Genomic DNA, 25,585 nt, shown 5'->3' on the forward strand with positions numbered 1-25,585 from the left:
AAGCGCGCGGAAGGCCAACCGCCCACGCACGCCGAAGCCAACCGCCGGAAGCGCGCGGAAGGTCAGGCGCCCACGCGCGCGGAAGGCCAACCGCCCCACGCGTGCCGAAGCTAACCGCCGGGAGGGCGCGGAAGGTCACGCGCCAAGCGTGGACAGCAGTTCGGCGAACGTCTCGGCCGGCATGATCTCGATGCCCAGCTCCTCCGCCTTGGCCGCCTTCGAACCGGCGCCCTCTCCCACCACGACGAGGTCGGTCTTCTTCGACACCGAGCCCGATGACCGACCGCCCAGTCGCTCCACCGCCTCGTTGCCCTCGTTGCGCGTGAGACCCGGCACCGAACCGGTCACCACCACGGTCATCGGCGACCCGTCCTCCTTCTGCAGCGGCAACCGCACCCCGTCCGCAGAACCGGACGCGGACCCGGACCCGGACGGGGAAGAATCGTCGGAAGCGGCACGCGGGCGGAAGTCGGGCTCGGCCATGTTGACCCCGCGCGCGGTCAGGCGGTCGATCACCGGGCGCAGCTCGGCCAGCTCCGCCGCGATGGTCACCGCCCGCTCCGGCCCGACCGCCTCGACCGCCTGAAGATCCAGCGGGGTGGCGGCCAGCAAGGCCTCCATCGAACCGAAGTGCGCGGCCAGCCGGCGGGACATCGAGCGGCCGGTCATCCGTACGCCGAGGCCGGTCAGTACGCGGCCCAGGGGCTGCGCCTTCGAGGCCTGGATGGCGTTGACGAGCTTGGCCGCCGAGACCTCGCCCATCCGGTCGAAGGTCATGAGCGTCGGGGCGTCCAGGTCGTAGAGATCGGCGGGATCCGTGACGCGGCCGGCGGCGATGAGCATGTCGATGATTTTGCCGCCGAGGCCCTCGATGTCCATGCAGTCGCGGCTGGCGTAGTAGGACAGGGCCTCGCGCGCGCCGCAGGCCCGGCCGGTGGTGCAGCGCCAGCGCTTCTGGGTGCGGTCGATCTCGCCGCCGCAGCGGGGGCAGGTGACCGGGGGCTCGAAGGGCTGGGCGTCGGCCGGGCGCTCGTCGAGCTTGGCTCCGGTGATCTCGGGGATGACGTCGCCGGCGCGGCGGACGAAGACGGTGTCGCCGGGGCGGACGTTGCGGCGGACCAGGTCGTCGAAGTTGTGCAGGGTGGCCGAGGTGACGATGACGCCGCTGATCTGGACCGGTTCGAGGACGGCCACCGGGGTGATGACGCCGGTACGCCCGATCTGCACCTCGATCGCCTTCAGCCGGGTGGTCCGGGTGTCCGGCGGGAACTTGTACGCGATCCCCCACCGCGGTGCCCGGCTCGACGAACCGGCCTGGTCGCGGTCGGCGGGCTGGTCGGCCTTGATGACGGCGCCGTCGATGCCGTAGCCGAGGGTGGCCCGGTGCTCGTTGAGCTCCCGCACCGCGGCCAGGATCTCCTCGATCGTCGCGCACACCGGCATCCCGGCGGTGGAGGCGACGCCGAGCCGGTTGAGCTCCGCCATCGCGGCCGAGTGCGGGCCGTCGCCCAGCCCGCGCACGCCGTAGGCGAGGAAGGACATCGGGGCGTCGTACGTGCGGTCCTGCGCCCGCAGCGTGCCCGCAGCGGCGCTGCGCGGGTGGGCGAACGGCGGCTCGCCGGTCGCGGTGCGCATGCCGTTGGCGATCTCGAAGTCGGCCTCCGTCATGAAGACCTCGCCGCGCACCTCGATCGTCACCGGGTCGGTGAGCTTCTCGGGCAGGCCGGCCGCCCGCCGGGCCTGGCCGGTGACGTCCTCGCCGGCCCGGCCGTCGCCGCGGGTGGCCACCTGCACGAGCCGGCCCGACTCGTAGCGGGCGGCGATGGCCAGCCCGTCGATCTTCGGCTCCACGGTGTAGCCGGCCGCCGGGCGGCCGAGCAGCTTGTCGAGGCGGGCCGCCCACCGGCGCAGCGTCTCCTCGTCGAAGACGTTGTCGAGGCTGAGCATCGGCTCGCTGTGCACGACGTCGCCGACCACGCCCGCGCCGGCCGCGACGACCTCGGTCGGGGAGTCCTCGGGCTTCCACTCCGGGTGGGCCGCCTCGGTGGCCGCGACCCGCCGCATGAGCACGTCGTAGTCCGCGTCGTCCATGGCGAGGTCGGGCCCGCTGTAGTACGCGGCCGCGGCGTCCCTGATCCGCTCGATCGCGGCGTGGTACTCGGCGGGGGACTCGAAGCGCTCATCGACCATGCCAGCAGCCTAGTAAAGGGGTACGACAAAAAACCGCGCGGCGAGATCCAACCGCGTACGACAAAATCGGAACGTGACCGAGGATGACTACGTCGAGCTGGCCCAGCGCATCAACCGCGGCGACCTGATGATCGGCCTGCTCCCCCTCTCCGCCACCGACACCCTGGTCGCCGGCCTGAGCACGGCCGGCCGGGCCGGCAGCGCCCGCGCCTGGCGCGAGCTGGGCCTGGCCTATCTGGGTACCGACGGCGACCGCCTCCCCCCGGCGCCGTGGTCCCCGCAGCTGCCCTTCGACGACCCCGCCGACCACCCCCGCGGCCGGGCGCTGCGCAGCTTCGCCGAGGCCGCCGCGCTGGGCGACCGCGACGGCGCGCTGCTGTTCGCCCAGTGCTGCCGGGAGGCGTCGGTGCCGGCCCAGGAGGCGGCCCGCGCCCTGCTGCGCCCGCACGCCCGGCAGGACCCGGCGTCCGGCTACCAGTACGGGCTGCTGCAGCAGTGGCTCGGCAACCCGGGCGGCGCGATCGAGCACCACCTGCGCGCGGCCGGGCAGGGTGACGCCGATGCGGCCTTCGAGTTGTACGTGCTGTTCTCCACCGGCACCGGCGTGGAGCGCGACGACGGGGAGGCGGCCCGCTGGCTGCGCGCGGCGGCGGAGCTCGGCCAGCCCCGGGCGCTGTACAACATGGGCGCCGCGCACGCGACCGGCAACGGCGCCCCGTTGGACCCCGCGCTCGCCCTGTCGTACTACGAGCGCTCGGCCCAGGCGGGCAACGCGCGGGCGGCGGCGACGCTCGGCGTCATGTACCTCATGGGCGGCGACGTGCCCCGCGACGAGCGCCTGGCGGCCGAGTGGCTGGACCGGGCCGAGGACATGGGCCACCCGGTTGACGAGTGGCTCGCCCAGCTCGGCCTGCAACGCCCGTAATCCTGCAACGGCCGTGAAAACATTGACGCACTACGATCCCGCTCGGAGACTGTGAGCGCTCACACCCTCCGGACCAGAGGAGCGTTCCAGTGCGAAGAACCGCCTACCTGGCCGCCGTCGCGCTCGGCGCCGCCGTCGCGCTCACCAACGCCTCCCCCGCGGGCGCGGCCACGATCAGCATGCGCGGGGCCGACGTGTCCTCGCTGCAGCGCAGCCTGGACCTCGGCGCGCGGTACTACAACGCCTCCGGCACCCCCGCCGACCCCCTCGACATCCTCAAGGGCGCCGGCGTCAACTACGTCCGCCTGCGCGTCTGGAACAACCCGGCGAGCGGGTACAACAACCTCGCCAAGGTCCTCGTCCAGGCCCGCGCGGCCAAGGCCAAGGGCCTCCAGCTGATGATCGACTTCCACTACTCCGACACCTGGGCCGACCCGGGCAAGCAGTACAAGCCGGCCGCGTGGGCGTCGCACGGCATCGGCCAGCTGCAGACCGACGTCTACAACTACACCCTGTCGGTGTGCAACGCGCTCAAGGCCCAGGGCACCACGCCCGACAGCGTGCAGATCGGCAACGAGATCAACGTCGGCATGCTGTGGAACGACGGAAAGGTCGTCAACAACGACTTCACCAACCTGAGCCTGCTGCTCAAGTCCGGCTACACCGCGACCAAGGCCTGCAACAGCGGCACCAGCGTCATCATCCACACCGCCGACGCCGACAGCGACGCGCACGCCCGCTGGTTCTACGACGGTATCCGGGCCAAGGGCGTCGCCTGGGACATCACCGGCCTGTCGTACTACTGCATGTGGCACGGCACGCTCGCGAACCTGTCCGCCGTCATCAACGACGTGCGCACCCGGTACGGCAAGCCGGTCGTGCTGGCCGAGACGGCGTACCCGTTCACGGCGGCCGACGCGGACTCCGAACCCAACGCGATCGGCGGCTCGGCCCCGTGCTCCGGCTATCCGGCGACGTGGCAGGGCCAGGGCGCCGAGTTCACCGCCGTGCAGAACACCGCCCGCTCGGCCGGCGCCGTCGGGGTCTTCTACTGGGAGCCGACCTGGTACGCCATTCCCGGCAACGGCTGGGACCCGGCGAACATCAACGGTACGGGCAACCAGTGGGACAACATGACCCTGTTCGACTGGACCGGGCACCTCAATCCGAACGTGTCCTGGAAGCCGTAGCACCGCGCAACCAGCTCACGTACGGGTCGTCCGGCCCGAGGTACGACATCCGGTTGATGATCCCGGGCAGCGCGGGCGGCGGCTCGAAGGCCGCCACCGCCTGCCCCTCGGCGACCGCGCGCTCCAGGGCCGCGTTGAGCGCGAGGTGCCGCTCCAGGCCCGGCACGACGACGTCGGACAGCAGCCGGCTCACCTCGGCGCCGTAGCCGGGCGCGTCCGCCGCCGTGCGCAGGTTCCAGTCGTCGCTGCCCAGATGGAAGCCGTACCCCGCGGGCGGCGCCACCCGCCCCCAGACCTGGGCAAGCTCGTCGGCCCCGGTCTCGCGCGCGTACGCGACCCAGCGCCCGGTCGCGGCCCGCACCTCGATCGCGAACGCCACCTGGCCCGGGAACGTGGCGCCCTCGCCGACGAAGTCGATCGCGATCGCCCCGCCGTCGGCCTCCCGGCGCCGGTAATCGTCCGCGAAGCCCAGCGCCCGCAGCCGCGGCGCGACCTGGGCCGCGAGCATCGCCTCGTACGCGGGACGCACATCAACTGCCATTCGTCCAGCATATGGGGAATCGCGGGGAAATGTCCGTTCATACCGTGGGTAGGCTGCGGGCATGACGACCGCGAATGCGAACGCCCTCACGGCCCGCTGGACGTCCACAGTGGACACGGGAAACACCGTGCTGTCCGGCCCCGGCGTGTACGTCCTGCTGGCCCTCCTCGCCCCGTTCGCCGACGGGCAGGTGCGCGACGACCTGCTCGCGGTCGCCCCGGAGCCGCTCGACCTGCCGGACTCGCCGACCACCCGGATGGCCACCGCCGTGTGGTCGCGCACCGACGTGCCGCTCACCGACGCGTTCGTGGCCGCCGTCCCGGCCGCGCGGCGCGGGCCGCTGACCGGCGACCCGGGGACCGACCAGCCGGTGCTCGACGCCTGGGCCGACGAGCAGACCGCCGGGGCGATTCCGGCCATGCCGATCCAGGTCGGCGAGGACACGCTGATGGTGCTGGCGAGCGCACTGGCCGTACAAACGACATGGTCTTCGCCCTTCACGGGCATCCCCAGATGCCCGCAGTCCGGACCGTGGGCCGGCCGGGACCTCAACGGGCTCTCGCGCCGGACCCGCGGCCTGCAGGAGCTGCGGGTCGCCGGCACCGAGGGCGGCCCGGTCACGCTGCTCACGGTGACCGGCGCCGACGACGTCGACGTGGTGCTGGCGCTGGGCGAGCCCGGCCGCCCGGCGAGCGAGGTGCTGCCGGCGGCGATCAGCGCCCCGGCCCGCGCGTCGACCGAGGGCCCCGGGATCAGCGTGCGGGAGATCGAGGCCGCCGACGACGAGCCGGAACTGCTGGTGGACACGGTGCGGTTCCGCGTCGAGGGCCGGCATGACCTGCTCAAGGACGCCGCGGTGTTCGGGCTCGCCGCGGCCACCGACCGCGACGAGGGCCACTTCTCCGGCGTCAGCCCGGTGCCGCTCGCCGTCGACCAGGCCCGCCAGGACGCGGTGGCCGAGTTCAGCGCGACGGGCTTCAAGGCGGCCGCGGTCACCGGGATGTCGATGGTGCTGGCGGGCGCGTTCCGGCCGCAGTACCAGTACAAGAAACGGCTTGTCAGCGTGAACTTCGACCGGCCGTTCGGGTTCCTCGCCGTGCACCGAGCGACCGGCCTGGTGCTGGTCGCGGGCTGGGTCGAGGAACCCGAACTCGCCGAGCCGGAGCTATGACTGGGCGGTCAGCCGGAAGGACTGGGCGCCCGAGCCGTTGCACGTCCACTGCTGCAGCTGCACGCTGTCGGCCGTGGACGCCGAGGGCACGTCCAGGCACTTCCCGCTGTTGCGGCTCACGAAGTGGTAGTAGCCGCCGCCCTCGGAGACCGGCAGCCACTGCTGGTTGAGGCCGCCGCCGTACGCCCACAGGTGCACCACCGCGCCGTCGGCCGTCGACACCCCGTTCACGTCGAGGACCTGGGCCGCGTTGTTGCGGTTGTTGATCCGGACGTAACCGTTGCTGGTCGGCGCGAACTGGTACTGCTGTGCGAAACTGCTGTTGCACGTGTACTGCTGGATCGCGGTCCCGTTCGCGGTGCCCGACGAGCGCGCGTCGACGCACTTGCTGCTGGTCTTGTTCACCGTGCTGTACCACGTGGTGGACGAGATCGGACCGCCGCCGGTGCCGCCACCGCCGGCCCCGAACGGGCTGAGGATGATCGACGCCGAGCGCGGGTCGTTGTCGGTCACCAGCGACTCGAAGTGCCCGACGTCGTCGAACGGGAACGCGTAGGCGCGCCCGTCGGCCATGTTGGCGTGGATGATCCGCGCGTACTGGTTGGTCGGGCTGTTCTTGTAGAAGCCGCCCGCGTTGAGGTCGGGCTGGGTGTCGACGGTGCCGAGGGTGCCCCGGTTCAGGGCCGCGCACAGCGTCCGTGAGATCGGCCCGACGACCTGGTCGTTCGGGGCGGGCAGGTTGCCGGCGCAGCCGAACACGTCGGCGCTGCTGGGCCTGTTGAACGAGGCGACCACGGCGCCCGAGCCGTTCGTGAACGTCATCGTGCTGCCCGAGGTGCGGCCGAAGTACTTCGTGTTCGGCTGGTCGGCGAACGGCACCACGGTCAGCGTTTTGCTCGCGTACGCGTTCCAGGCGCTCGTGATGTACGAGTCGAGCACGTTCGCGGGCAGCTGCCCGGCGCCGATCGCCTTGCCCGGGGCGAGGACGCGCAGGACCGTGCCGTCCGAGCGGGTGTAGACGCTGTTCGCCCAGCCGGACTGGGCCTTGAGCTGGTTGATGACGGCGTTGCGGCCGTCGTTGACCAGGTCGCCGGTGCGCTGGGTGGCGCCGCTGGCGCCCGTGACGGTGACGGCGTGCGGCACCGCGAACATGTCGACCTGCGAGCTGTTGATCCAGAGGCCGGCGTCGTTGTACGTGAACTCGCTCCAGTCGAACAGGATGTTCTGGTTCGCGTCCCCAGCCGCCCACGGAGCCGGCTGCACGAGCCCGTCCGGGGTGAGGAAGAACTTGAGCTTCTCCCCCAGCGAGAAGTACACCCGCCCGGAGAAGCCGCGCGGGAACCGCAGCGTGGTCGAGCCGCCGTTGCCGGGCCCGCCGATCGAGACGTCCGGCGCGGGCGAGGGCGGGATCTGCCCGCCGCTCCACGCGGTGAACGTGCCGGCCGCGTTGACGTAGCCGAGCCGGCCGCTGCTGAGCTGGACGCCGATGACGTACAGGTACACGGCGTCGCCGCGGCCGGTGGTGTTGGAGACGGTGACGGGCAGCAGGCCGGGGCCGATCGCGTGGGCGGCCGGGGCGGCGGCGACGGCCGCGCCGGTGGCGGCCAGGGCGACGGCGCCGAGCAGCCCGAGGATTCTTCGTCGCAGGAACATGGCGGTGTCCTCCGTTCCGAAAGCAGGCTTGAGAGCGCTCTCTCAGCTCGGGTTCCGAGGGCGGGGATGAGCGTAGAGAGCGCTCTCACCCTAGCCATCTTTAAAGATTGTTGTCAATCAATGCACCCGGCCCGCAACGCCTCGCGAGCGCGAAAGGTTCTGTCGGAAAGCCCACCACTACGCATCGCCTCCGATCGCTATAGTCGGTCCCGACAGACACTCTGACGGGGAGGGTGGTTCTGATGGATTCGCTTGTCCTGCAACGGGTTCGGCCCAGTTGGGCGCCGCCAACCCTGGCCGTCCTGGCCGCCATCACCGCCGGCGTCGTGGCCCAGGGCGGGTTCTACCTTCCGGGCCGCATCCTGGTCACCGCGCTCGCGTTGATCGCGCTCGCCCTGGCCTGGCAACGGTTCGAGCTGCGTCCACTGTGGTTGATCGCGGGAGCCGTCGCCGCGTGGGCCCTTCTGCGGGCCGCGACCGCGGGCGGCCTGGCCGACGCGGCCGGCATCTGCCTCGCCCTGCTGACCCTGATCGCCGGGGTCGTCGTGGGCCGCGGGGCACGCGCGACGGACCTGGCCGCCGGGCTCACCGGCCTGGGCGCGCTGGTCGCGATCACCGCCTGGGCCGGCGTGGCGTGGCGCATCGAGCGCTGGTCGGTCCTCGTCGAGTCCACCCTGTGGCGCGGCGCATCGACGCTCACCTACGCCAACGCGGCCGCCGCCGTCCTGGCGGCGTGCGCGCTCCTGGCCCTCGCCCTGTGCACGGCCCGGCCTTCCAAGATCCAGAGCCTGCTCTTGTACCTCACGATCTCCGGCCTCGGCGCCACCCTCAGCCGCGCCGGGGCGCTCGCCTTCGCCCTCGGCACCGCCGTGTTCCTGCTCTTCGGCCCCCGCCGCAAAGCCCTGCGCCACCTGATCCCGGCCGCCCTGGGCGCCGCCGTGGCCACCGCCGCGCTGGTGCCCTCGTTCCCGGCAACCGCCGCACCGCAACCCCTCATCGCCCTGGCCGGCCTCGCCGCGGGCGCCGTGATCGCGCTCCTGCACCCCTGGTTCGCCCTGGGACTGGCCCTCGTCGGCGCCCTCCTCGTCGACCGGTCCACATTGGACAAGGTGCTGGACCGCCGGTTCACCCTCGACTCCCAGGGCCGCTCGGGCGCGCTGCGCTCGGCCCTGGAGACGGCCCGCGAGCACCCGCTGCTCGGCAGCGGCCCGGGCCAGGCGCGCTACCTCTGGTTCGACTACAAGGGCGACCTGGTGGTGAGCCGCTGGGTGCACAACGAGTACCTGCAGTGGCTCGTCGACCTCGGCGCCGTCGGCCTGCTGGGTCTGCTCGTCCTGATCGCCGCGCTCGTCGTGCTGATGCGGCGTGGCGATGTCGGCAATCCGCTGTGGGCCGGTGCGGTGGCCGCCATCGCCGCGCTCGCCGTGCACAGCGCCTTTGACTTCCTGTGGGAGCTGGCGGTCGTACCGCTGCTCGTCGGTGCGCTCACCGGCCTGGCCGCCCAGCCCCGCAGCGAAGAACCAGCAGTTTCCATCAACGGGGAGGAACCACAGTGAAGCTCAGCAAGTCCCACCTCGGCGCCGGCGCGCTCGCCCTCGGCGCGGTGCTCGCCTTCGCCGTCCCGGCCGGCGCCGCCGTCAACCTGCAGTCCGAGTCCAACGGCACCGCCGCCCTGAAAATCGTCAAGCAGGCCAAACTGAAGGCCAACGGCGCCGCGACCGTCGTGACGCTGAACATCACCTGCCCGAGCGGCGACTACTACGACCTGAACGTCTCCGTCACCCAGACCGTCGGCAACAAGACCACCACCGGCACCGGCTACGCCCCGCGCACCTCCTGCACCGGCGCCACGCAGAAGGTCAAGGTCCCGGTGACCGTCAGCGGCGGCGGCGCCCCCTTCAAGAAGGGCGACGCCTACGCCGTCGGCAACGCCAACATCTACGGCTTCGACTACATCCAGCTGTCCACCGGCCGAGTCATCGTCAACGTCGAGAGCTGACCGACGCCGAGGGTCCGGTATGCCGAGCGCTCCCGGCATACCGGACCACCCGGCCCCCACCCCACCGAGCCCCACCACCCAGACAACGCCCCTGAGCACGCCACACCAGGCGCGCAGCACGCACAGCACGCGAGCAGCACGCCACACCACGCGCGGACCACGCATGGCACACGCGCAGCACCGCGGATCACGACCTCGATGCGGCCGTCGGCCGTGGTGCCGCCGATGTCGAGCCGGTGCAGCAGCAGGAGGACGGCCGTCAGCCGGTCGGCAAGCACGCCGGCAAGATTTGCACGGCAATCCGGTCAGGGGATGACCTGTTTCGTCGGCACGATGCCGGCATGCATGAACCGACTTTCGTCCGCGTCAACGGTGTTCAGCTCGAGGTCTTCGAGGCGGGCCGCGAGCACGCCGGCAACCCCATGGTGCTCTGCCACGGCTGGCCGGAGCACGCCTACTCCTGGCGCCACCAGGTGCCGGCGCTCGCCGCGGCCGGCTATCACGTCATCGTCCCGAACCAGCGGGGCTTCGGGAACTCGTCCCGGCCGGCCGCGGTGACCGACTACGACATCGAGCACCTGACGGGCGATCTCGTCGCGCTCCTCGAGCACTACGGCTACGCCGATGCCACCTTCGTCGGCCACGACTGGGGCGCCTTCGTCGTCTGGGGGCTGGCCCTGCTGCACCCGGAGCGGGTGCGGGGCCTGGTGGCGCTGAGCCTGCCGTACCAGGAGCGCGGCGACACCCCGTGGATCGAGGCGATGGCGGCCGCGGCCGGCCCCGACTTCTACTTCGTCCACTTCAACCGGCGGCCGGGGGTCGCCGACGCCGTGCTCGACGCGCACCCGGAGCGGTTCCTGCGCAACCTGTTCCGCAGAGACGCACCCCCGGTCATGTCGATGGTCGACCTCGCCCAGGCCGAGCAGCCCCTCGGCGAGCCGGTCATGCGCGACGACGAGCTGGCCGTGTTCGTGGCCGCCTTCGCGGCGAGCGGGTTCACGGGCGGCATCAACTGGTACCGCAACCTCGACCGCGACTGGCATCAGCTGGCCGCCGCCGACCCGGTCGTCCGCCGGCCCGCGCTCATGATCTACGGCGATCGCGACGCGATTTTGCGGTCCGAGCGGCTGGCCGAGTTCGTGCCGGACGTGGAGGTGGTCAGCCTGGACTGCGGCCACTGGATCCAGCAGGAACTGCCGGACGAGACGAACCAGGCGATCCTAAGCTGGGCGGCGCGACTGCAGCAGCGGCCAGAGCACCGCGAGGTACAGGGCCACGCCGGAGCCCACGCCCGCGACGAGTGAGATCGCTGCTGCACTGGCGCCCGCGAAGTACAGGATGAAGCCGGCCACGGCCAGGAGGGTCATGCCGGTCGCCAGCCAGTGGTACAGCGGCGTGTGCCAGACCCGTCCCAGGCCGTAGAAGTGCAGGCCGACCACCAGGGCGACCCAGGCCACCGCGACCTCCGAGCGGTGCAGGACGCCGTTGATGACGAACAGGCCGCCGAACAGGGCGATCGCCTCGACCAGCACGACCAGCCAGTAGCCGCGGCCCATGAAGGAGGACGACGGGGCCGCCGCGGTCGTGGAAGGCCCGACCCGGCGGCCGGCGCGGAAGGTGGCGATGAGCAGGACCACCGCGGCCACGATGGCGGCCACGCGCAGGATCAGGGGCCAGGGCGAGGTCAGGCCCCCGCTGTTGCCGATGATGAAGCCGGTGCCGAAGCCGATCGCGACGATGGCGCCGATCACGAAGCCGGGCAGCCGGCGCTTTTCCGTCATTTCCCCGTTGGTCACCGGCGCATGCTATCCAACATCATCTACGGCTGCAGTACCCCGGCCAGGAAGCGCAGCCGGGCCGCGTGCTGGACGGTCTCGCCGCCCTCGTGGCCGTTGAAGTGGTACACCTCGATGGATTTGGGTCCGGCGTAGGTGTGGTAGGCGCCGAAGACCGTGGACGGCGGGCAGGTGGTGTCCATCATGGCCACGCTGAACAGGGCGGGGGCGGTGGCGCGCTTGGCGAAGTGGACGCCGTCGAAGTGGGCGAGGGTGTCGAAGACCGTGTCGGTACGGTCCCGGTGCACCTTCAGGTAGCCGGCGACCTCGAGGTACGGCCCGGTGGCGGCCCGTTCGGCGCCGCGGCGCATGTCACACAGGAACGGGACGTCGGCGGCGACCGCGGCCAGGTCCGGCACCAGCCCGGCGACGGCCAGCGCGAGGCCGCCGCCCTGGCTGATGCCGGTGACCGCGATCCGGGCCGGGTCGACGCCGTCGAAGCTCCGAGCCGCGTGCACGGCCGCGACGGCGTCCTCGATCACGCGGCGGTAGAAGTGCTTCGCGGGGTCGAGGATGCCGCGGGTCATGAAGCCCGGGAACTGCGGGCCGGTCCCCTCAGGAGGAAAATCCTCGGTGTCGCCGCGCCGCCAGCCGCTGCCCTGGCCGCGCACGTCGACGAACAGGTGCGCGTAGCCGGCGGCCGCATAGAGCAGGCAGTCCTCCGGCAGTCCCCGGCCGCCGTTGTACCCCGGAAACTCCACCACGCACGGCAACGGTCCCTCGGCGCCGGCGGGCCGGACGAGCCAGGCCCGCACCGGCTGGCCGGCGTGGCCGGGGAAGCTCACGTCGTACACCCGGAGCGTTTTGAGGCTTGTGGAAGTTTCGACGAACGAGGCTGGACCGGACGGGGACAGTGCACCCCAGAACGCGTCGAAGTCGGCGGGTTCCGGGGCGGCGCTGCGGTAGGTCAGGCACTCGTCGAGGGTCAGGTCGGACAGCGGCACGGCGGCGTCAGCCTTTCAGCCCGGTGTGGGCGAGGCCCTCGATGAACTGGCGCTGGGCGATGACGAACACGCCCAGGACCGGGATCGCGGTCAGCGTCGCCGCCGACAGCTGCACGTTCCACGCCGGGCCGCCGTAGGCGTCGACGAACTGGGTCAGCGCCTGCGGCAGGGTGAACTTCGAGGGGGTGCTGAGGAACACGATCGGTTCAAGGTACAGGTTCCAGCTGTGCAGGAACGTGAAGATCGAGACCGCGCCGAGGGCCGGGCGCGCCAGGGGCAGCGCGATGCGGCGGAAGAGGCCGAAGCGGCCGAGCCCGTCGATGCGCCCGGCCTCCTCGAGTTCGGGCGGCAGCGTGATGAAGAACTGCCGCATGATGAACGTGGCCAGGACGCTCGGGGCGCCGAAGATGGGCACCAGGATGAGCGGCCAGTGGGTGTCGATCATGCCCCAGCGCTGGAACATCTGGAACAGCGGCACGATCGTCACCTCGCTGGGCACCAGCAGGCCGGTGAGCACCAGCAGGAACAGCGCGTTCTGGCCGCGGAAGCGGATGCGGGCGAACGCGTACCCGGCCAGCGAGGACACCACGAGCGTGCCGAGGGTGCACACGATCGCGATGTACATGCTGTTGAGGTACTGCTGGGCGAACGGCTGGGCCTCGAACACCTGCTTGTAGGCCGAGAAGTCAACCCTGGTCGGGATCAGCGACGGCGGGAACTTGAACACGTCGTTGACCGGCTTGATCGAGGACGTCGCCATCCACCAGGTCGGGAACACGAACGGGATGGCCAGGACGCACAGCAGGCCGTACAGCAGGACCTTGGTTCTACGACTCATGGAACACCCATCGCTTGCGCAGCTGCCACTGCACGGTGGTCAGGATCAGGACGATGGCGAACAGCACCAGCGACAGGGTGGCGCCGTAGCCGAAGTGGTGGAACTGGAACGCCTGCTGGTAGAGGTAGTACACGAGCACCGTGGTGGAGGTGCCCGGCCCGCCCTGGGTGAGCACCGCGATCTGGGCGAAGACCTGCAGCGAGCCGACCACCGTGATGATGGACGTGAGCAGGATCGTCGGGCTGATCATCGGTACCGTGATGCTCCGGAACGACCGCCACGCGCTCGCCCCGTCCAGCTTGGCCGCCTCGTACAGCCCGGCCGGCACGCCCTGCAGCGCGGCCAGGAACAGCACCATGTTCAGCCCGACGTTCTTGACCACCTGCACGACGATCACCGAGATCATCGCCGTGGTCTCGCCGCGCAGCCAGTTCGGGCCGTGCACCCCGACGCTGTCGAGGATGCCGTTGACGCCGCCGTTGTCCTGCAGCAGGAACCCCCACACGATGGTCCACGCCACCATGGAGACCACGACCGGCGAGAAGAACAGCGTGCGGAACACGATCGTGCCGCGCAGCTTCTGGTTGAGCAGCACGGCCAGCAGCAGGGCGAGGCTCAGGTTGAGCACCAGCAGGCCGGCGGAGAACAGGCCGGTGGCGGCGAGCACCTTCGGCAGGTTGGGGTCGTCGGCCAGCTGGCGGTAGTTGTCCCCGCCGACGAAGGTGAACTCGTCGGCGAGGACGTTCCACTCGTGCAGGCTGTACCAGGCCACCAGCACCAGCGGTACCAGCACGAAGACGACCGTGCCGATCAGCTGGGGCAGGATGAACAGGTAGCCCGCGAGATTTTCCCGTTTCACTTGGCGAGCAGCGGCTTCAGGCCCGTGCAGACGTTGTCGAGCACGCTCTTGACGTTGGCGTCGGGCTTCCACAGCGGGTCCAACGAGGCACGGACGTTCTGGGCGATCTCGGCCGAGCCGGTGTGGCTGGGCTTCACCACGCCGTTCGAGATGCCGGCGATCACGACCGACTGCAGCTGGGCCGGCTTGAGCAGCGGGTTGGTCTTCGCCATGGTGTCGGCGTTGAGCTGGCTCTTGCGGGCCGGCGGGAAGTACGCGGCGAGCTTGCCGCTGTTGGCCGGGTTGGTGAAGAACGTCAGGAAGTCCGCGGCCGTGCCGGCGTGCTTGCTCTTCTTGAGCACCCCGAGGCCGGCCTGGCCGACGACCGAGTACTTGCCCTTCGGGCCGGACGGCAGCGGCACCAGGTCCCAGCCGAACTTGGCGTCCTTGAGCAGCGACGCCCGCGAGATCTGGGTGATCGTCATCGCCGACTGGCCGGTGAAGAAGTCGGCCGCCACGCCCGGGCCGGGCATCGCCTTGTCGGTGAAGACCGCCTTGTGCAGCGCGGTCATCGCGTCGACCATCTCCGGGGCGTTGAACCCGCAGGTCTTGCCGTCGGCGCTCCAGGCCTGCGCGCCCCAGCCGGTCCAGACCGTGGACAGGTTGCTCCAGGTCTTGTAGTCGAAGTCGCGGACCACGATCCCGGCGGTGCCGGTCTTCGCGTTGACCGCGGCGCCCTCGGCGAACGCCTTGTCCCACGTCCACGTGCCCGCGGTGACCAGGTCGGCCGGGTTGTCCTGGCCCGCCTGCTTGAGCAGGTCGGTGTTCACGAACATGCCGAAGGGCGAGGTCGAGAAGGGGTACGCGTACAGCTTCCCGCCGTTCTGCCACAGCTTCGTCGCCGCCGGGGCCAGGTCGTCCGGCTGCTCGATCTTGTCCAGCGGCACCAGCGCGCCCGAGCCGACGAAGTCCGGCGCCGAGTCCTCGAGGATCCAGGCCAGGTCCGGCCCGTTGCCGCCGGCGATCTGGGTGGTCAGGGTGGTCGAGTACGACTCGAACGGCAGCGGGTCGAACTTGACCGACACGTTCGGGTGCGCGGTCTTGTACTCGGCCGCGATGTCGTTGAACAGCTTCAGGTGGGCCTCGTTGGCCGACCAGACGGTCATGCGCAGCTCGACCGGGCCGGTCTCCTCGGCGGCCGGGGTGCTGCCGCCGCCGTCACCGCAGGCGGCCAGGGCGAGCAGGGAAAAGGCGGCTAGCGCGACACGGAATCTCATGACGGGGCTCCTCAGTAGCCGGCGACGTCGGGCCATTGGCGCTCGACGCCGTCGCGGTCAAGGCGGGACTGGAATGCGGAGAGCAGTGCGGGGGTGTTGCGCACCGCGCGCGGGGTGCACGCGTGGTCCAGGCAGAACGCGGCCAGGGCGCCGGCCGCCTCGCCCGCGTTCCACTCCACCGGGTGGAGCCGGTAGGCGCCGTTGGTGATGTGGGTGGTGCCGATGTTCTTGCCGGCGGGCAGGAGGTTGTCCATCCGGCGCGGAATGAGCGCGCCGAGCGGGATCTGGAAGGGGCAGCAGCCGACGTCGATGTAGTGGTCGCCGCCGGTCGAGGGGTGCAGGTCGATGCGGTACATCCCGACGCCGACCGAGTCGTCGTAGGGCACGGCACCCTTGTCGCCGCGCACGGCGAGGGCCAGGTCCTGCTCGACGACCGTGTACTCGGCGAGGATGCGCCGGGACTCGCGGATGTACGGCGCCTGGGCGAGGCCGTCGGCGCCGCCGGTCACGTCGCCGCGCAGCCGCAGCCCGCGGAAGCCGGTGCCGCCGTCCGGGCGCGGGGCCTCGGTCTGCAGCCAGTACAGGACCGAGAAGGCCTGTTCGCGGGCCGCGGCCAGGTGCGCGGCCGGATCGGCCACGTCGATCACCGGGTGCTCGAAGTAGTCCAGCATCGGCCAGTTGACCAGGCAGATGTCGCTGTCGTAGGCGCCCGGCACGAACAGGTCGCGGGCCGCGATCCGCCGGAACGTCCACAGGTTGTGATCGCCAGGGTTGCGGCGCTGGTCGGCGTCGACGGCGAGCGGGTCGTCGCCCGGGTTCGGGTCGAACACCCGCTCGGCCGGCTCCAGCGTGCGCGGGCTCGGGGCCCGGAACGACAGCAGCGGGCCGCCCCAGAACGGCGGGGTGTAGTCGCGCCAGAAGTCGTAGCGGGCCGGGCGGTCGATGGTGTGGTCGCCGTCGACGTGGTCGACCGCGAAGCAGACCGAGACCGCCTGCATGTTGCCGGGCTGCGCGGTGGCCGGGGCGCTCGGCTCGCCGGTGTCGGCCTGCGACTCGAAGCCGGTGACGTACTCGGTGCCGGTCAGCGGCAGCAGCTCGCCGGTCTCGGTCGCGTCCAGCACGTAGTCGGCGGTGACGTCGACGGTCTCGCCCGTGTCCCGGTGCCGCAGCGTGACGCCGGTGACCCGGTCGCCGTCGGTGGCCGCCGCCTCCGGCCGGAAGGGCTGAAGAACGACAAGCCGACCCCCGCTCCGGTACGGCATGAGCATGCCCTCCAGCACCGCCACCGCCACCCGCGGCTCGTGGCAGAGCCGGCTCACGTGCCCCGCCCCCGGGTTGAGGTCGGCCCAGGCCCGCGCGGCCGCCGTCAGCGGATAGTGCCGCCGGTAGTAGTCGCGGATGCCGTCGCGCAGCGCCCGGTAGCTCGCCGTGACGCCGAAGCGCTCGACCCAGGTGTGCTCGTCGGGCGGGACCGCCTGGCTGGTGAGCTGCCCGCCGATCCAGTCGTACTCCTCGGTGAGCACGACCCGCCGCCCCGCCCGGAGCGCGGCCAGCGCGGCCGCGACCCCTCCGAGGCCCCCGCCGACGACCAGGACATCAGTTCTCATTTCGCACTTTCTTTCAGGGTGGTGCCGGGGATGAGCTCGCACGGCAGGAGCCGCTGGCGCTTGGTCTTGGTGCCGTCGATCAGCGCGGTGAGCACCTCCAGGGCCTGGGCGCCCATCTCGCGGCGCGGGATCTCGAAGCCGGTGAAGCGGATGCCGAGCGGGTCGGCGACGTGCCGGGTGGGCTGGCCGAGGGTGACGATCGACAGGTCGTCCCGCCCGCGCTCGGCGGCCAGCCGGGCCAGCGCGACGCCGTCGCTGTGCTCCTCGGCGAACACGGCCGTGGCCCCGCTGGCCAGCACCGCGCCGAGGTCGTCGGCGGGCAGGTGCAGGCCGGTGACGCCGGCCGCCGCCACCCCGCGATCGAAGCCCGCCTTGCGGTCGGCGTGCGACTCGGGGCCCTCGCCCTGCCCCATGTACAGCAGCCGGGTGTGCCCCAGCCCCGCGGCCCGGTGCACCAGGTCGGCGGTGGCCCCGGCGTAGTCGGCGCCGACCCAGGAGACCGGCCCGCCGGCGTCGTCGCGGCGGCCGACGGAGACGAACGGGAACCCGTCCGCGACCAGCCGGGCCAGCTCCTCCCGGTCGAGCGAGCGACCGAGCAGGATGCAGCCGTCGGCCAGCCGCAGCCGGTTGCCCTCGTGGAAGATCCGCCGCCGCCCGTCGATCACCGGGGCGCTGGTCAGCAGCAGCAGGTCGCTGCCCAGGGCCTCGGCCCGCTCCTCGATGCCGACCAGGAACGGGTGGTAGAAGTCGCTGTTGCCGGCCGGGAACACCGGCTCGTAGGTGAACACGCCGATGATCCGGTTGTCCCGGGCGGCGAGCCGGCGGGCGATCGGGTCGGCCACGTAGCCGCTGTCGCGGATCGCGCGCAGCACCCGCTCCCGGGTCTCCGGGGCGATCCGCACGTCGCCGTCCGAGCGCCCGTTGAGCACGAGCGACACGGTCGCCTGGCTGACCCCCGTCATGCGGGCGATGTCCCGCTGGGTCAGGCGGCGCGGGGTTCCGGTCACGTTGCCATCCGTCCTGCTAATGCGCATTACCACTCGATGGGAGGAGATCCTGACCCCATCGGCGGCGATTCGTCAAGTCCCTGTTTGCCGCTGATAATTCGTATTAGCACCTTGACCGGGGTTCGGCGGCAGTCACACACTGCCATCCATGAATCGCCGCCAACTGCTCAAAGGAGCAGCCCTGGCCGGTGGCGCCACCGCCATCGGCGCACTGCAGCTGCCCTCGGCCGCGTCCGCCGCGCCGGCCGGGTTCCCCGACTACCGCTACCTCGGAGTGCCGTTCAACAAGTCGGCCCTGCGCTACAACCCCACCGGCGAGCTGATTTTCCCCTGCATCCGGGGCGTCTACGACAAGATCAGCGGCGGCCTGGGCCGCTACTACCTGTACTACGCCCCGCACGAGAAGCCGGGCGGGATCTGCCTGGCCTACGGCAACTCGCTGGGCGGCCCGTTCACCGAGTACGCGGCCAACCCGATCATCAGCAACGTGTGGTCGGGGCACTACTCGGTCAGCCACGTCTCGTCACCGCACGTGATCTGGAGCGCCTCGAACAGCAAGTTCTACTGCTACTTCCACGGCGAGAACAACACCACCCGGATGGCCTGGTCGACCGACGGCGTGCACTACACGTACTTCGGCGTCGTGCTGTCCACCGCGATGGTCCCCGGCACCACGGAGACCTCCTACGCCCGGGTCTTCGAGCACACCGTCACCGGCCTGGGCAACAAGTACGTCATGCTGTTCATGGGGGTCACCGGCGGTACCAGAAAAATCTTCTGGGGCTGGTCCTCCGACGCGAAGAGCTGGAGCTTCGACCCGACCCCGCTCGTCTACCCCGGCCCGGACGGCCAGACCGACATCTCGGGCGCGCACCTGCTCAAGCGCAACGGGACGGCCTACGTCGTCTACCACGGCAACGGCGGCAACCAGTTCATCACCGAGGTCGGCAACGCCTTCGACCGCGAGGTCCACCTCGGCGTCTTCCACCCCGCCCTGTCGGGCGCCCCGGACAACGGCCGCGCGGCGGCTCCGTCCTTCGGCACCGACGGCGGCGTGGAGTACATGTTCTACGAGGCCGGCCAGCGGCTCTCGGCCACGATCGCGGTGGCCCGGGCCGTCTAGGCGGCAGCGTTGTTCGGCGGTCGTCCGCCGCGGCGGCCGTTGGCAACGCGGCGGGCGATCTGGCCGGACCGTTCCGGGATGGCGTGCCGGACGCGCCGCTGCCGCCGGGCCCACCGGGTCGGGTCGTGGGCTTAGCCGTTGTCCGCGATGAGCATTCCGGCCTGACCGGGCTGACCGCGGATGAGGCCCGCGCCCTGTTTCCTCATCGCCGGCGACCGGCTCGACATCGGCGGCACCACGGCCGACGGTCGCACCGAGGTCGTAATCCGCGGCCACAACGAGGACGCCCGCGCCGGCGAGCTTGCCGGGCCGGTCGAATGGGTCGAGGTCACCGGTCCTCCCGGCGTGCAGGCCCACTTGGCCGCGATCGGCCGCGCGCTTGGCGAACGCTACGGCTGAACCCGGCCGTGCCTGCCCTGCGTGCCGTGCGTGCCGTGCGTGGTGCGCGCTTGCCGTGCGTGCCGTGCGTGCCGTGCGTGTGCCGCGCGTGCTGTGGGTGTTGCCCGCGTCGTGCGGCGTGCCTCGGCCCCGTCGCTCGCGTGGTGCAGTTCGGTGGGGTGGGGGCCGGGTGGTCCGGTATGACGGGAGCGCTCGGCATACCGGACCCTCGGCGTCGGTCAGCTCTCGACGTTGACGATGACTCGGCCGGTGGACAGCTGGATGTAGTCGAAGCCGTAGATGTTGGCGTTGCCGACGGCGTAGGCGTCGCCCTTCTTGAAGGGGGCGCCGCCGCCGTTGACGGTCACCGGGACCTTGACCTTCTGCGTGATGGATGTTGCCGGTTCTTCGCTGCGGGGCTGGGCGGCCATGCCGGTGAGCGCACCGACGAGCAGCGGTACGACCGCCAGCTCCCACAGGAAGTCAAAGGCGCTGTGCACGGCGAGCGCGGCGATGGCGGCCACCGCACCGGCCCACAGCGGATTGCCGACATCGCCACGCCGCATCAGCACGACGAGCGCGGCGATCAGGGCGAGCAGACCCAGCAGGCCGACCGCGCCGAGGTCGACGAGCCACTGCAGGTACTCGTGTGCACCCACACGAACTCGGCCAGCCGCTCGGACCGCAGGATCGCGTCGCGATCGCCGTAGATCATGAGCGCGGGCCGGCGGACGACCGGGTCGGCCGCGGCCAGCTGATGCCAGTCGCGGTCGAGGTTGCGGCCGTCCGCTGCACCGGCCCGCGCATCCGATCCCAGGTTCCGTCTGCGGTCCACCGCAACCGCTCATGACACGTCTTCCACGGCCCATACCGTCCGGCAGATCCCGCCACCTCCGATCAGAGACCCGAAGTGTCAACAACGTCCGGCAGTTTCAGATCTAGGCCCGGGCCCGCAGCTGCTCCGGGGAGTGACCGGTCCAGGCGTGGAAGGCCCGGTAGAACGAGTTGATGTCGTCGTACCCGAGCAGGTAGGAGATCTCCCCCGCGCTCATCCGCGACGTGGACAGGTAGTGCCTGGCCAGCGCCTCGCGGGTGGTCCGGAGGACGGCCTGGAAACTGCCGTCCTCCAGGCGCAGGCGGCGCTGCAGGGTGCGGCTGCTGACCGCGAGCTCGGCGGCGACGGCGTCGACCGTCGCCGCCCCCGCGGGCAGCAGCCGCAGCAGCGCCTGCTGGACCAGTTGGGTCGTCGACGGCGGGGTCTCGGACTCGGCGAGCCGTCGGCGGAGGGCGGGCTCGAAGTACTCCCACATCCGGTCGTTGGCGGTCAGGAACGGCCGCTCGGCGTCGGACTGCGCGAATGTGACCGCGGGGACCTCGGCGTGTTCGACGGGCGTGCCCAGATACTCCCGATAAGCCGTTTTCGACGGTACGTGCACCGGAGCGGCGAACCGCACCGGCCGGATCTCCGTGCGGGTGGCGATCCGGGCCAGCGCGACCCAGAAGATCAGCTCCATGAGCACCAGCGCGGCCGGCGCCGCTGCGGCGTCGGGCCAGTGCATCGCCAGCCGCAGGGTGCCGCCGCCCGCGTCGACCTCGAAGCGCAGCGGCCCGATCAGCTTCTTGTAGGTTGCCACCCGGGTCGCGGCCACCGCGAGGTTGGGGCTGCAGAACGCCGAGAACAGCGGCGGGTCGAACACCTCCGCGCGGAACGCCTCGCCGATCCGGATCGGCAGCAGCGGGTCGCCGACCACCTCGTCGAGGGTGCGCCAGAAGCGGTAGTACTCGGCGGTGGTCAGCTCGGCCGTCCCGTGGGCGTAGACCGCGACCGGCAGCGCGGCCCGCCGCAGCACCTCGGCGAGGTCCACGCCGAGGTCGGCCAGCAGGACCCGTCCCGAAGGACCGACGGTGAAACGGTCCATCCCACCTCGCCTACAACCGGGCCATGATCGACCGGTCGTACAGCCGGTCGCCGAGCCACCTCCGCATGGACATCAGCATCTTCGCGTACTTCCCGGCGGCATAGCGCGTCCGCGGCCGGCGTGCGCTGATGGCACCCGCGATGACGCCGGCGATCACCGACGGCGGCGTGGCCCCGCCGGCGTACATGGTCTTCGTGCCGTCGGCCACCTTGCGGGCCATCGTCGCGTACGGCCCGCCCGCGGAGCGCTCGAGCAGGGGCCCCATGAGCGCCGCGCCGAACTCGGTGTCGATCAGCCCCGGCTCGATCACGATCACGTCGATCCCGAGCGGCCCGACCTCCAGCCGCAGGCAGTCCGACCACCCTTCGACCGCGTGCTTGGTGGCGTGGTACCAAGCCCCGAGCGGGGTATAGATCTTCCCGCCCATCGACGACATGTTCACGATCTTCCCGGCCTTGCGCTCCCGCATCCCGGGCAGGACGAGCTGGGTGAGCCGGGCCAGGGCGAACAGGTTGACCTCGAACTGGTAGCGCGCCTCGTCGAGGGTGATGTCCTCGACCGCCCCGTACAGCCCGAACCCGGCGTTGTTGACGAGCACGTCGACCCCGCCGCGCTCCTCGGTGATCCGCTCCACGAGCGCGACGAGGTCCTTATCGCTCGTGACGTCGACGGCCACCGTGATGGCGCCGCGTTCGGCCAGGTCACGCATCCGCTCGACCCGCCGGGCCACCGCGTAGACGGTGTAGCCCTCATCCAGCAGCTTCTCGGCCGCGGCCTTGCCCATCCCCGAGGAGGCCCCGGTCACCAGCACAGTCGATCGCATGCCCTCGACGGTAGGGAGCTGCGGGGCACCGCTCACTAGCGGAACGCGCCATCTCACCCGCCATTCGCGCCAACGGTGTCAGGGGCGGGGAGGCCGGCCTGGGCGGTCTGCGGGTTGAAGCGGCCCACCACGTCCATGCCCGGGGTGACGAGCTCGTAGCTGGACTCGGCGATCGGCTGCCAGGCGCCGACCAGCCCGCCCAGGGGCTCCGAGACGACGATGCGGGTGCCCTCGGTGACGCGCTGCAGGACCGGGTTCTCCGGGTACATGGTGCGCAGGGTCTCGACGGCGGTGCTGCAGTACAGCGACCGGCTGTTGCGCTCGCTGGAGTAGCGGAACGACCACAGCCGCCGCCCGTCCGAGGTCGCGACGGTCATCTGCATGGCGTGGTCGATGCCGTAGCGGCGGCCGACCTCCTCGACCCAGCCGACCATCCGCTCGACCGCGCCGACCGGGTCGCGTTCCAGGCCGAACGTCAGGGCCAGGTAGAACATCAGCTCCGAGTCGGTCGAGCCGCCGATCTCGGGGAACAGCTCCGGGTCGACGGCCAGCATCAGTGTGCGCTTGAGGGTCGGGAAGCCGCGGATGCGGCCGTTGTGCAGCCACAGCCAGCGGCCGTGGCGGAACGGGTGGCAGTTGGTCTGCTGCACCGGCGTGCCGGTGCTGGCCCGGATGTGCGCCAGGAACAGGCCCGAGCGCACGGAATGGGCCAGCTCCCGCAGGTTGTCGTCGCCCCACGCCGGGCCGGTGCCGCGGAACAGCGTGGGCTCGGCGGGGCCGTCAGGGGTGTACCAGCCCACGCCGAACCCGTCGCCGTTCGTGGTGCCGACGCCGAGGCGGGCGTGCATGCTCTGGTCGATCAGCGAGTGCTCGGGCTTGTACAGCAGCTCCTCGAGCAGAATCGGCGTGCCCGAGTACGCCAGCCATCGGCACATCACGCACCTCCTCACCCGATCCTCGGACGTCGGGGGGCTGCCCCAATCACCCGGGAAGCATGAGTGATCAGGGCAGCAGCGTGAACGTCGGGTGGAGCCGGCGAGCCGCGCCGACGGTCCGGGGAGCGCCGACCACCGGGACCGGCAGCGCCGTGTGCACGTCGGTGCTGGAGCGGGCCACGAGCAGTTCCACGTCGCCGGGCTCGACGAGGCGGCGGCCGTCGCGGCCGGTGTAGGACAGCAGGTCCGCGTGCAGCGTGACGATCAGCGTGCGCGACTCCCCCGGCGCCAGGTCGACCCGCGGGGCGGCGAGCAGCTGGCGGACCGGGCGGGCGACCTGGGCCACCGGGTCGTGCGCGTAGACCTGCACGACCGTGGAGACCTCGCGGTCCGTGTCGTTGCGCAGCGGTACCGTCAGCTCGATCTCCCCGTCCGTGGCCCACCCGTCCGGCGAGTGCAGCGACACGGCGCCCCAGTCGGCGTCGGCGTAGCTCAGGCCGTGGCCGAACGGGAACAGCGCGCTCGGGTCCACGGTGGACACCTCGCTGCGCCGGCCGAGCGGGGCGGCCAGGTAGGTGCTCGGCTGGGACGAGCCCTCGCCCGGGAAGCCGACCGGGAGCCGGCCCGACGGGTTGACCCGGCCGCTCAGCACGCCGGCCAGGGCGGCCGCGCCCTCCTCGCCCGGGAAGAACGTGCACACCGCGGCGGCGAGCCGGTCGACCTGGCGGGCCAGCTCGTAGGGGCGGCCGGCCAGGACCACGAGCACCACGGGGGTACCGGTGGCCAGCAACGCCTCCAGCAGCTCCTCCTGGCGGCCGGGCAGCCGCAGGTCGCGGGCGTCGCAGCCCTCCCCCGAGGTGCCGGTGCCGAACAGCCCGGCCAGGTCGCCCAGCACCGCGACGCACACGTCGGCCTGGGCGGCGGTGGCGGCCGCGGCCGCGATGTCCTCGTCGGAGCCGCCGAGGAAGGGGCAGCCCTGGGCGTACGAGACCTCGAACCGCGCCCCGAGCGCGTCCACGATGGACGGTGTGTCGACGCCGAGCGGGAGCCCCTCGTGGTGCACGCCGACGTGGCGCGGGAACGAGTAGCAGCCGAACAGCGCGTCGGGCCGGCTCGCGCCGGGCCCGACGACGGCCAGCCGGGTGCCGGGGCGCAGCGGCAGCGCGGCACCGTCAGGCAGCAGCTCGTTGCGCAGCAGCACGATCGAGCGCTCGGCGAGGCGTCGGGCGATGTCGCGGGCCTCGGCGTCGTCCAATGGGGACGGTGCGGCGAGGTAGGCGGGATCGGTGGCGAAGCCCGGGTCGAGCAGGCCGAGCTCGCACTTCTGGCGCAGGATGCGGGCCACCGCGCGGTCGATCAGCGCCTCGTCGACGTCGCCCGCCTCGAGGGCCTTGAGCAGGGGGCCGCCGTAGCAGTTCACGCCGGGCAGCTCGACGTCGATGCCGGCCCGCAGCGCGTGCGCCGCCGCCTCGGCCCGGTCGGCCGCGACGCCGTGCAGCGACTCGAGGAACGCGATCGCGAAGTAGTCCGACACGACGGTACCGTCGAAGCCCAGACGATCCCGCAGCAGCTCGGTGAGCAGCGTCGGGTCGGCGGCCACCGGCACCCCGTCGATGTCGGAGTAGTTGTTCATCACCGAGCGCGCCCCGGCCCGCAGCGCCATCTCGAACGGCGGCAGCAGCACGTCGGCGACCTCGCGCGGGCCGATCGAGACCGGGGCGAGGTTGCGCCCGGCCCGGGACGCGGAGTACCCGAGGAAGTGCTTGAGGGTCGCCACCACGCCGGCCGACTGCAGGCCGCGCACGTAGGCGGCGCCGATCGTGCCGACCAGGTGCGGGTCCTCGCCGATGGTCTCCTCGACGCGGCCCCAGCGCAGGTCGCGCACGACGTCGAGGACCGGGGCCAGGCCCTGGTGCACGCCGAGCCGGGCCATGGTCGCCCCGATGTGCGCGGCCATCCGCTCGACGAGCCGCGGGTCGAAGCTCGCGCCCCAGGACAGCGGGATCGGGAAGATCGGCGCCTGCCAGGCGGCCAGGCCGGTGAGGCACTCCTCGTGCACGATCGCCGGGATGCCGAACCGGCCGCCGGCGACGATCTGCCGCTGCAGGTCGGCCACCCGGCGGGCGCCGGCCAGCGGCTCGATCGGGGCCGACCCGTAGAGCCGGGTGACCTGGCCGAGCCCGTGCCGGACCAGCTCGGGCCAGTCGATCGGGTCGGGGGCCTGGTCGTTCTGGTGCGGGGCGACCTGCGGCAGATCACCGTCGGCCGCATCGGCGACGTCGAGCCAGGCCCCGTACATCTGCGCCACCTTCTCGCGCAGCGACATTCTCGCCATGAGGTCCGCCACCCGCTCGGCGACCGGCTGGGTGGCGTCCCGCCACGCTTCTGTCAC

General features: G+C 71.7%; 24 protein-coding genes and 2 pseudogenes. 8 read left to right on the plus strand and 18 right to left on the minus strand.

Annotated features, from left to right (window positions below):
- Window positions 1-135: 135 nt before the first annotated feature.
- Entirely contained in the window at window positions 136-2,190 is a 2,055-nt protein-coding gene (gene ligA / locus ACQP00_RS35595) for an NAD-dependent DNA ligase LigA (protein ID WP_433204250.1), read from the minus strand.
- A 73-nt stretch (window positions 2,191-2,263) separates the two neighbouring features.
- Here ligA and ACQP00_RS35600 point away from each other — a divergent pair, with 73 nt between their 5' ends.
- Both ACQP00_RS35600 and ACQP00_RS35605 read left to right on the plus strand, forming a co-directional pair.
- The gene (locus ACQP00_RS35600; RefSeq protein ID WP_433204253.1) at window positions 2,264-3,115 is read left to right on the plus strand and encodes a tetratricopeptide repeat protein; all 852 of its coding nucleotides are present in this window, start codon (window positions 2,264-2,266) and stop codon (window positions 3,113-3,115) included.
- Between the two features lie 89 nt (window positions 3,116-3,204).
- Window positions 3,205-4,305 carry a glycoside hydrolase family 53 protein gene (locus ACQP00_RS35605; protein ID WP_433204256.1) on the plus strand — a complete coding sequence of 367 codons (1,101 nt, stop codon included), beginning with the start codon at window positions 3,205-3,207 and terminating at the stop codon, window positions 4,303-4,305.
- Here ACQP00_RS35605 and ACQP00_RS35610 read toward each other — a convergent pair.
- Window positions 4,277-4,846, minus strand: a complete 570-nt coding sequence (locus tag ACQP00_RS35610) for a hypothetical protein (protein ID WP_433204259.1) — start codon at window positions 4,844-4,846, stop codon at window positions 4,277-4,279. The genes ACQP00_RS35605 and ACQP00_RS35610 overlap by 29 nt on opposite strands.
- A gap of 61 nt (window positions 4,847-4,907) precedes the next feature.
- On the opposite strand from ACQP00_RS35610, the gene ACQP00_RS35615 reads away from it, so the two are divergent.
- Window positions 4,908-6,017 (plus strand): serpin family protein, encoded by a 1,110-nt coding sequence (locus ACQP00_RS35615; protein ID WP_433204262.1) that lies wholly within the window; start codon window positions 4,908-4,910, stop codon window positions 6,015-6,017.
- Here ACQP00_RS35615 and ACQP00_RS35620 read toward each other — a convergent pair.
- The gene (locus ACQP00_RS35620) at window positions 6,012-7,670 is read right to left on the minus strand and encodes a beta-1,3-glucanase family protein (protein WP_433204265.1); all 1,659 of its coding nucleotides are present in this window, start codon (window positions 7,668-7,670) and stop codon (window positions 6,012-6,014) included. The two genes, ACQP00_RS35615 and ACQP00_RS35620, sit on opposite strands and share 6 nt — an antisense overlap.
- A 242-nt stretch (window positions 7,671-7,912) precedes the next feature.
- Between ACQP00_RS35620 and ACQP00_RS35625 the strand changes: the two genes are divergently transcribed.
- From ACQP00_RS35625 to ACQP00_RS35635, 3 genes are all read left to right on the plus strand, one after another.
- Window positions 7,913-9,226 (plus strand): O-antigen ligase family protein, encoded by a 1,314-nt coding sequence (locus tag ACQP00_RS35625; protein ID WP_433204268.1) that lies wholly within the window; start codon window positions 7,913-7,915, stop codon window positions 9,224-9,226.
- On the plus strand, window positions 9,223-9,669 hold the full coding sequence (locus ACQP00_RS35630) for a hypothetical protein (protein WP_433204271.1): 447 nt from the start codon (window positions 9,223-9,225) through the stop codon (window positions 9,667-9,669). Before ACQP00_RS35625 ends, ACQP00_RS35630 begins: the two co-directional genes overlap by 4 nt.
- Window positions 9,670-10,010: 341 nt before the next feature.
- The gene (locus tag ACQP00_RS35635; protein WP_433204274.1) at window positions 10,011-10,973 is read left to right on the plus strand and encodes an alpha/beta fold hydrolase; all 963 of its coding nucleotides are present in this window, start codon (window positions 10,011-10,013) and stop codon (window positions 10,971-10,973) included.
- Here ACQP00_RS35635 and ACQP00_RS35640 read toward each other — a convergent pair.
- Genes ACQP00_RS35640 through ACQP00_RS35670 form a run of 7 tightly spaced genes read right to left on the minus strand, consistent with a single transcriptional unit; the run spans window position 10,890 to window position 18,015 of the window.
- Window positions 10,890-11,465: a hypothetical protein gene (locus ACQP00_RS35640; RefSeq protein ID WP_433204277.1), complete on the minus strand. Its 576-nt coding sequence runs from the start codon at window positions 11,463-11,465 to the stop codon at window positions 10,890-10,892. The two genes, ACQP00_RS35635 and ACQP00_RS35640, sit on opposite strands and share 84 nt — an antisense overlap.
- A 23-nt stretch (window positions 11,466-11,488) precedes the next feature.
- Window positions 11,489-12,448: an acetylxylan esterase gene (locus tag ACQP00_RS35645; RefSeq protein ID WP_433204280.1), complete on the minus strand. Its 960-nt coding sequence runs from the start codon at window positions 12,446-12,448 to the stop codon at window positions 11,489-11,491.
- A 7-nt stretch (window positions 12,449-12,455) separates the two neighbouring features.
- Window positions 12,456-13,286 carry a carbohydrate ABC transporter permease gene (locus ACQP00_RS35650; protein ID WP_433204282.1) on the minus strand — a complete coding sequence of 277 codons (831 nt, stop codon included), beginning with the start codon at window positions 13,284-13,286 and terminating at the stop codon, window positions 12,456-12,458.
- Window positions 13,276-14,145 carry a carbohydrate ABC transporter permease gene (locus ACQP00_RS35655; RefSeq protein ID WP_433204285.1) on the minus strand — a complete coding sequence of 290 codons (870 nt, stop codon included), beginning with the start codon at window positions 14,143-14,145 and terminating at the stop codon, window positions 13,276-13,278. Before ACQP00_RS35655 ends, ACQP00_RS35650 begins: the two co-directional genes overlap by 11 nt.
- Window positions 14,142-15,401 carry an ABC transporter substrate-binding protein gene (locus ACQP00_RS35660; protein ID WP_433204288.1) on the minus strand — a complete coding sequence of 420 codons (1,260 nt, stop codon included), beginning with the start codon at window positions 15,399-15,401 and terminating at the stop codon, window positions 14,142-14,144. Before ACQP00_RS35660 ends, ACQP00_RS35655 begins: the two co-directional genes overlap by 4 nt.
- Window positions 15,402-15,412: 11 nt before the next feature.
- Window positions 15,413-17,008, minus strand: a complete 1,596-nt coding sequence (locus tag ACQP00_RS35665; protein ID WP_433204291.1) for an FAD-dependent oxidoreductase — start codon at window positions 17,006-17,008, stop codon at window positions 15,413-15,415.
- Entirely contained in the window at window positions 17,005-18,015 is a 1,011-nt protein-coding gene (locus ACQP00_RS35670) for a LacI family DNA-binding transcriptional regulator (RefSeq protein ID WP_433204294.1), read from the minus strand. Before ACQP00_RS35670 ends, ACQP00_RS35665 begins: the two co-directional genes overlap by 4 nt.
- A gap of 148 nt (window positions 18,016-18,163) precedes the next feature.
- Here ACQP00_RS35670 and ACQP00_RS35675 point away from each other — a divergent pair, with 148 nt between their 5' ends.
- Window positions 18,164-19,138 carry a twin-arginine translocation signal domain-containing protein gene (locus ACQP00_RS35675; protein ID WP_433204297.1) on the plus strand — a complete coding sequence of 325 codons (975 nt, stop codon included), beginning with the start codon at window positions 18,164-18,166 and terminating at the stop codon, window positions 19,136-19,138.
- Between the two features lie 14 nt (window positions 19,139-19,152).
- Here the strand turns inward: ACQP00_RS35675 and ACQP00_RS35680 are convergent.
- Window positions 19,153-19,293, minus strand: a pseudogene (locus ACQP00_RS35680) (IS5/IS1182 family transposase); the annotation flags it as partial.
- A 25-nt stretch (window positions 19,294-19,318) separates the two neighbouring features.
- Between ACQP00_RS35680 and ACQP00_RS35685 the strand changes: the two are divergent.
- Window positions 19,319-19,537 carry a hypothetical protein gene (locus ACQP00_RS35685; protein WP_433204300.1) on the plus strand — a complete coding sequence of 73 codons (219 nt, stop codon included), beginning with the start codon at window positions 19,319-19,321 and terminating at the stop codon, window positions 19,535-19,537.
- A gap of 218 nt (window positions 19,538-19,755) precedes the next feature.
- Here the strand turns inward: ACQP00_RS35685 and ACQP00_RS35690 are convergent, their stop codons facing one another.
- The 7 genes and pseudogenes from ACQP00_RS35690 to ACQP00_RS35720 form a co-directional block, all read right to left on the minus strand.
- Window positions 19,756-20,175 (minus strand): hypothetical protein, encoded by a 420-nt coding sequence (locus ACQP00_RS35690; RefSeq protein WP_433204303.1) that lies wholly within the window; start codon window positions 20,173-20,175, stop codon window positions 19,756-19,758.
- Window positions 20,103-20,351, minus strand: coding sequence for a hypothetical protein (locus tag ACQP00_RS35695; RefSeq protein WP_433224370.1), 249 nt, complete (start codon window positions 20,349-20,351; stop codon window positions 20,103-20,105). The genes ACQP00_RS35690 and ACQP00_RS35695 overlap by 73 nt, the downstream gene beginning before the upstream one ends.
- A pseudogene (locus tag ACQP00_RS35700) lies at window positions 20,306-20,406 on the minus strand (transposase); the annotation flags it as partial. The gene ACQP00_RS35695 and the pseudogene ACQP00_RS35700, both read right to left, overlap by 46 nt.
- Before the next feature lie 48 nt (window positions 20,407-20,454).
- Window positions 20,455-21,435: an AraC family transcriptional regulator ligand-binding domain-containing protein gene (locus tag ACQP00_RS35705; RefSeq protein WP_433204306.1), complete on the minus strand. Its 981-nt coding sequence runs from the start codon at window positions 21,433-21,435 to the stop codon at window positions 20,455-20,457.
- 10 nt (window positions 21,436-21,445) lie between these two features.
- Window positions 21,446-22,258 carry an oxidoreductase gene (locus tag ACQP00_RS35710; RefSeq protein WP_433204309.1) on the minus strand — a complete coding sequence of 271 codons (813 nt, stop codon included), beginning with the start codon at window positions 22,256-22,258 and terminating at the stop codon, window positions 21,446-21,448.
- A 53-nt stretch (window positions 22,259-22,311) separates the two neighbouring features.
- Complete coding sequence (locus ACQP00_RS35715) at window positions 22,312-23,193, minus strand: class II glutamine amidotransferase (RefSeq protein ID WP_433204312.1); 882 nt, start codon at window positions 23,191-23,193, stop codon at window positions 22,312-22,314.
- A 67-nt stretch (window positions 23,194-23,260) separates the two neighbouring features.
- Complete coding sequence (locus ACQP00_RS35720; protein ID WP_433204314.1) at window positions 23,261-25,585, minus strand: beta-glucosidase family protein; 2,325 nt, start codon at window positions 25,583-25,585, stop codon at window positions 23,261-23,263.

The organism is Dactylosporangium sp. CS-047395, from assembly GCF_050942185.1.
Lineage (GTDB): Bacteria > Actinomycetota > Actinomycetes > Mycobacteriales > Micromonosporaceae > Dactylosporangium.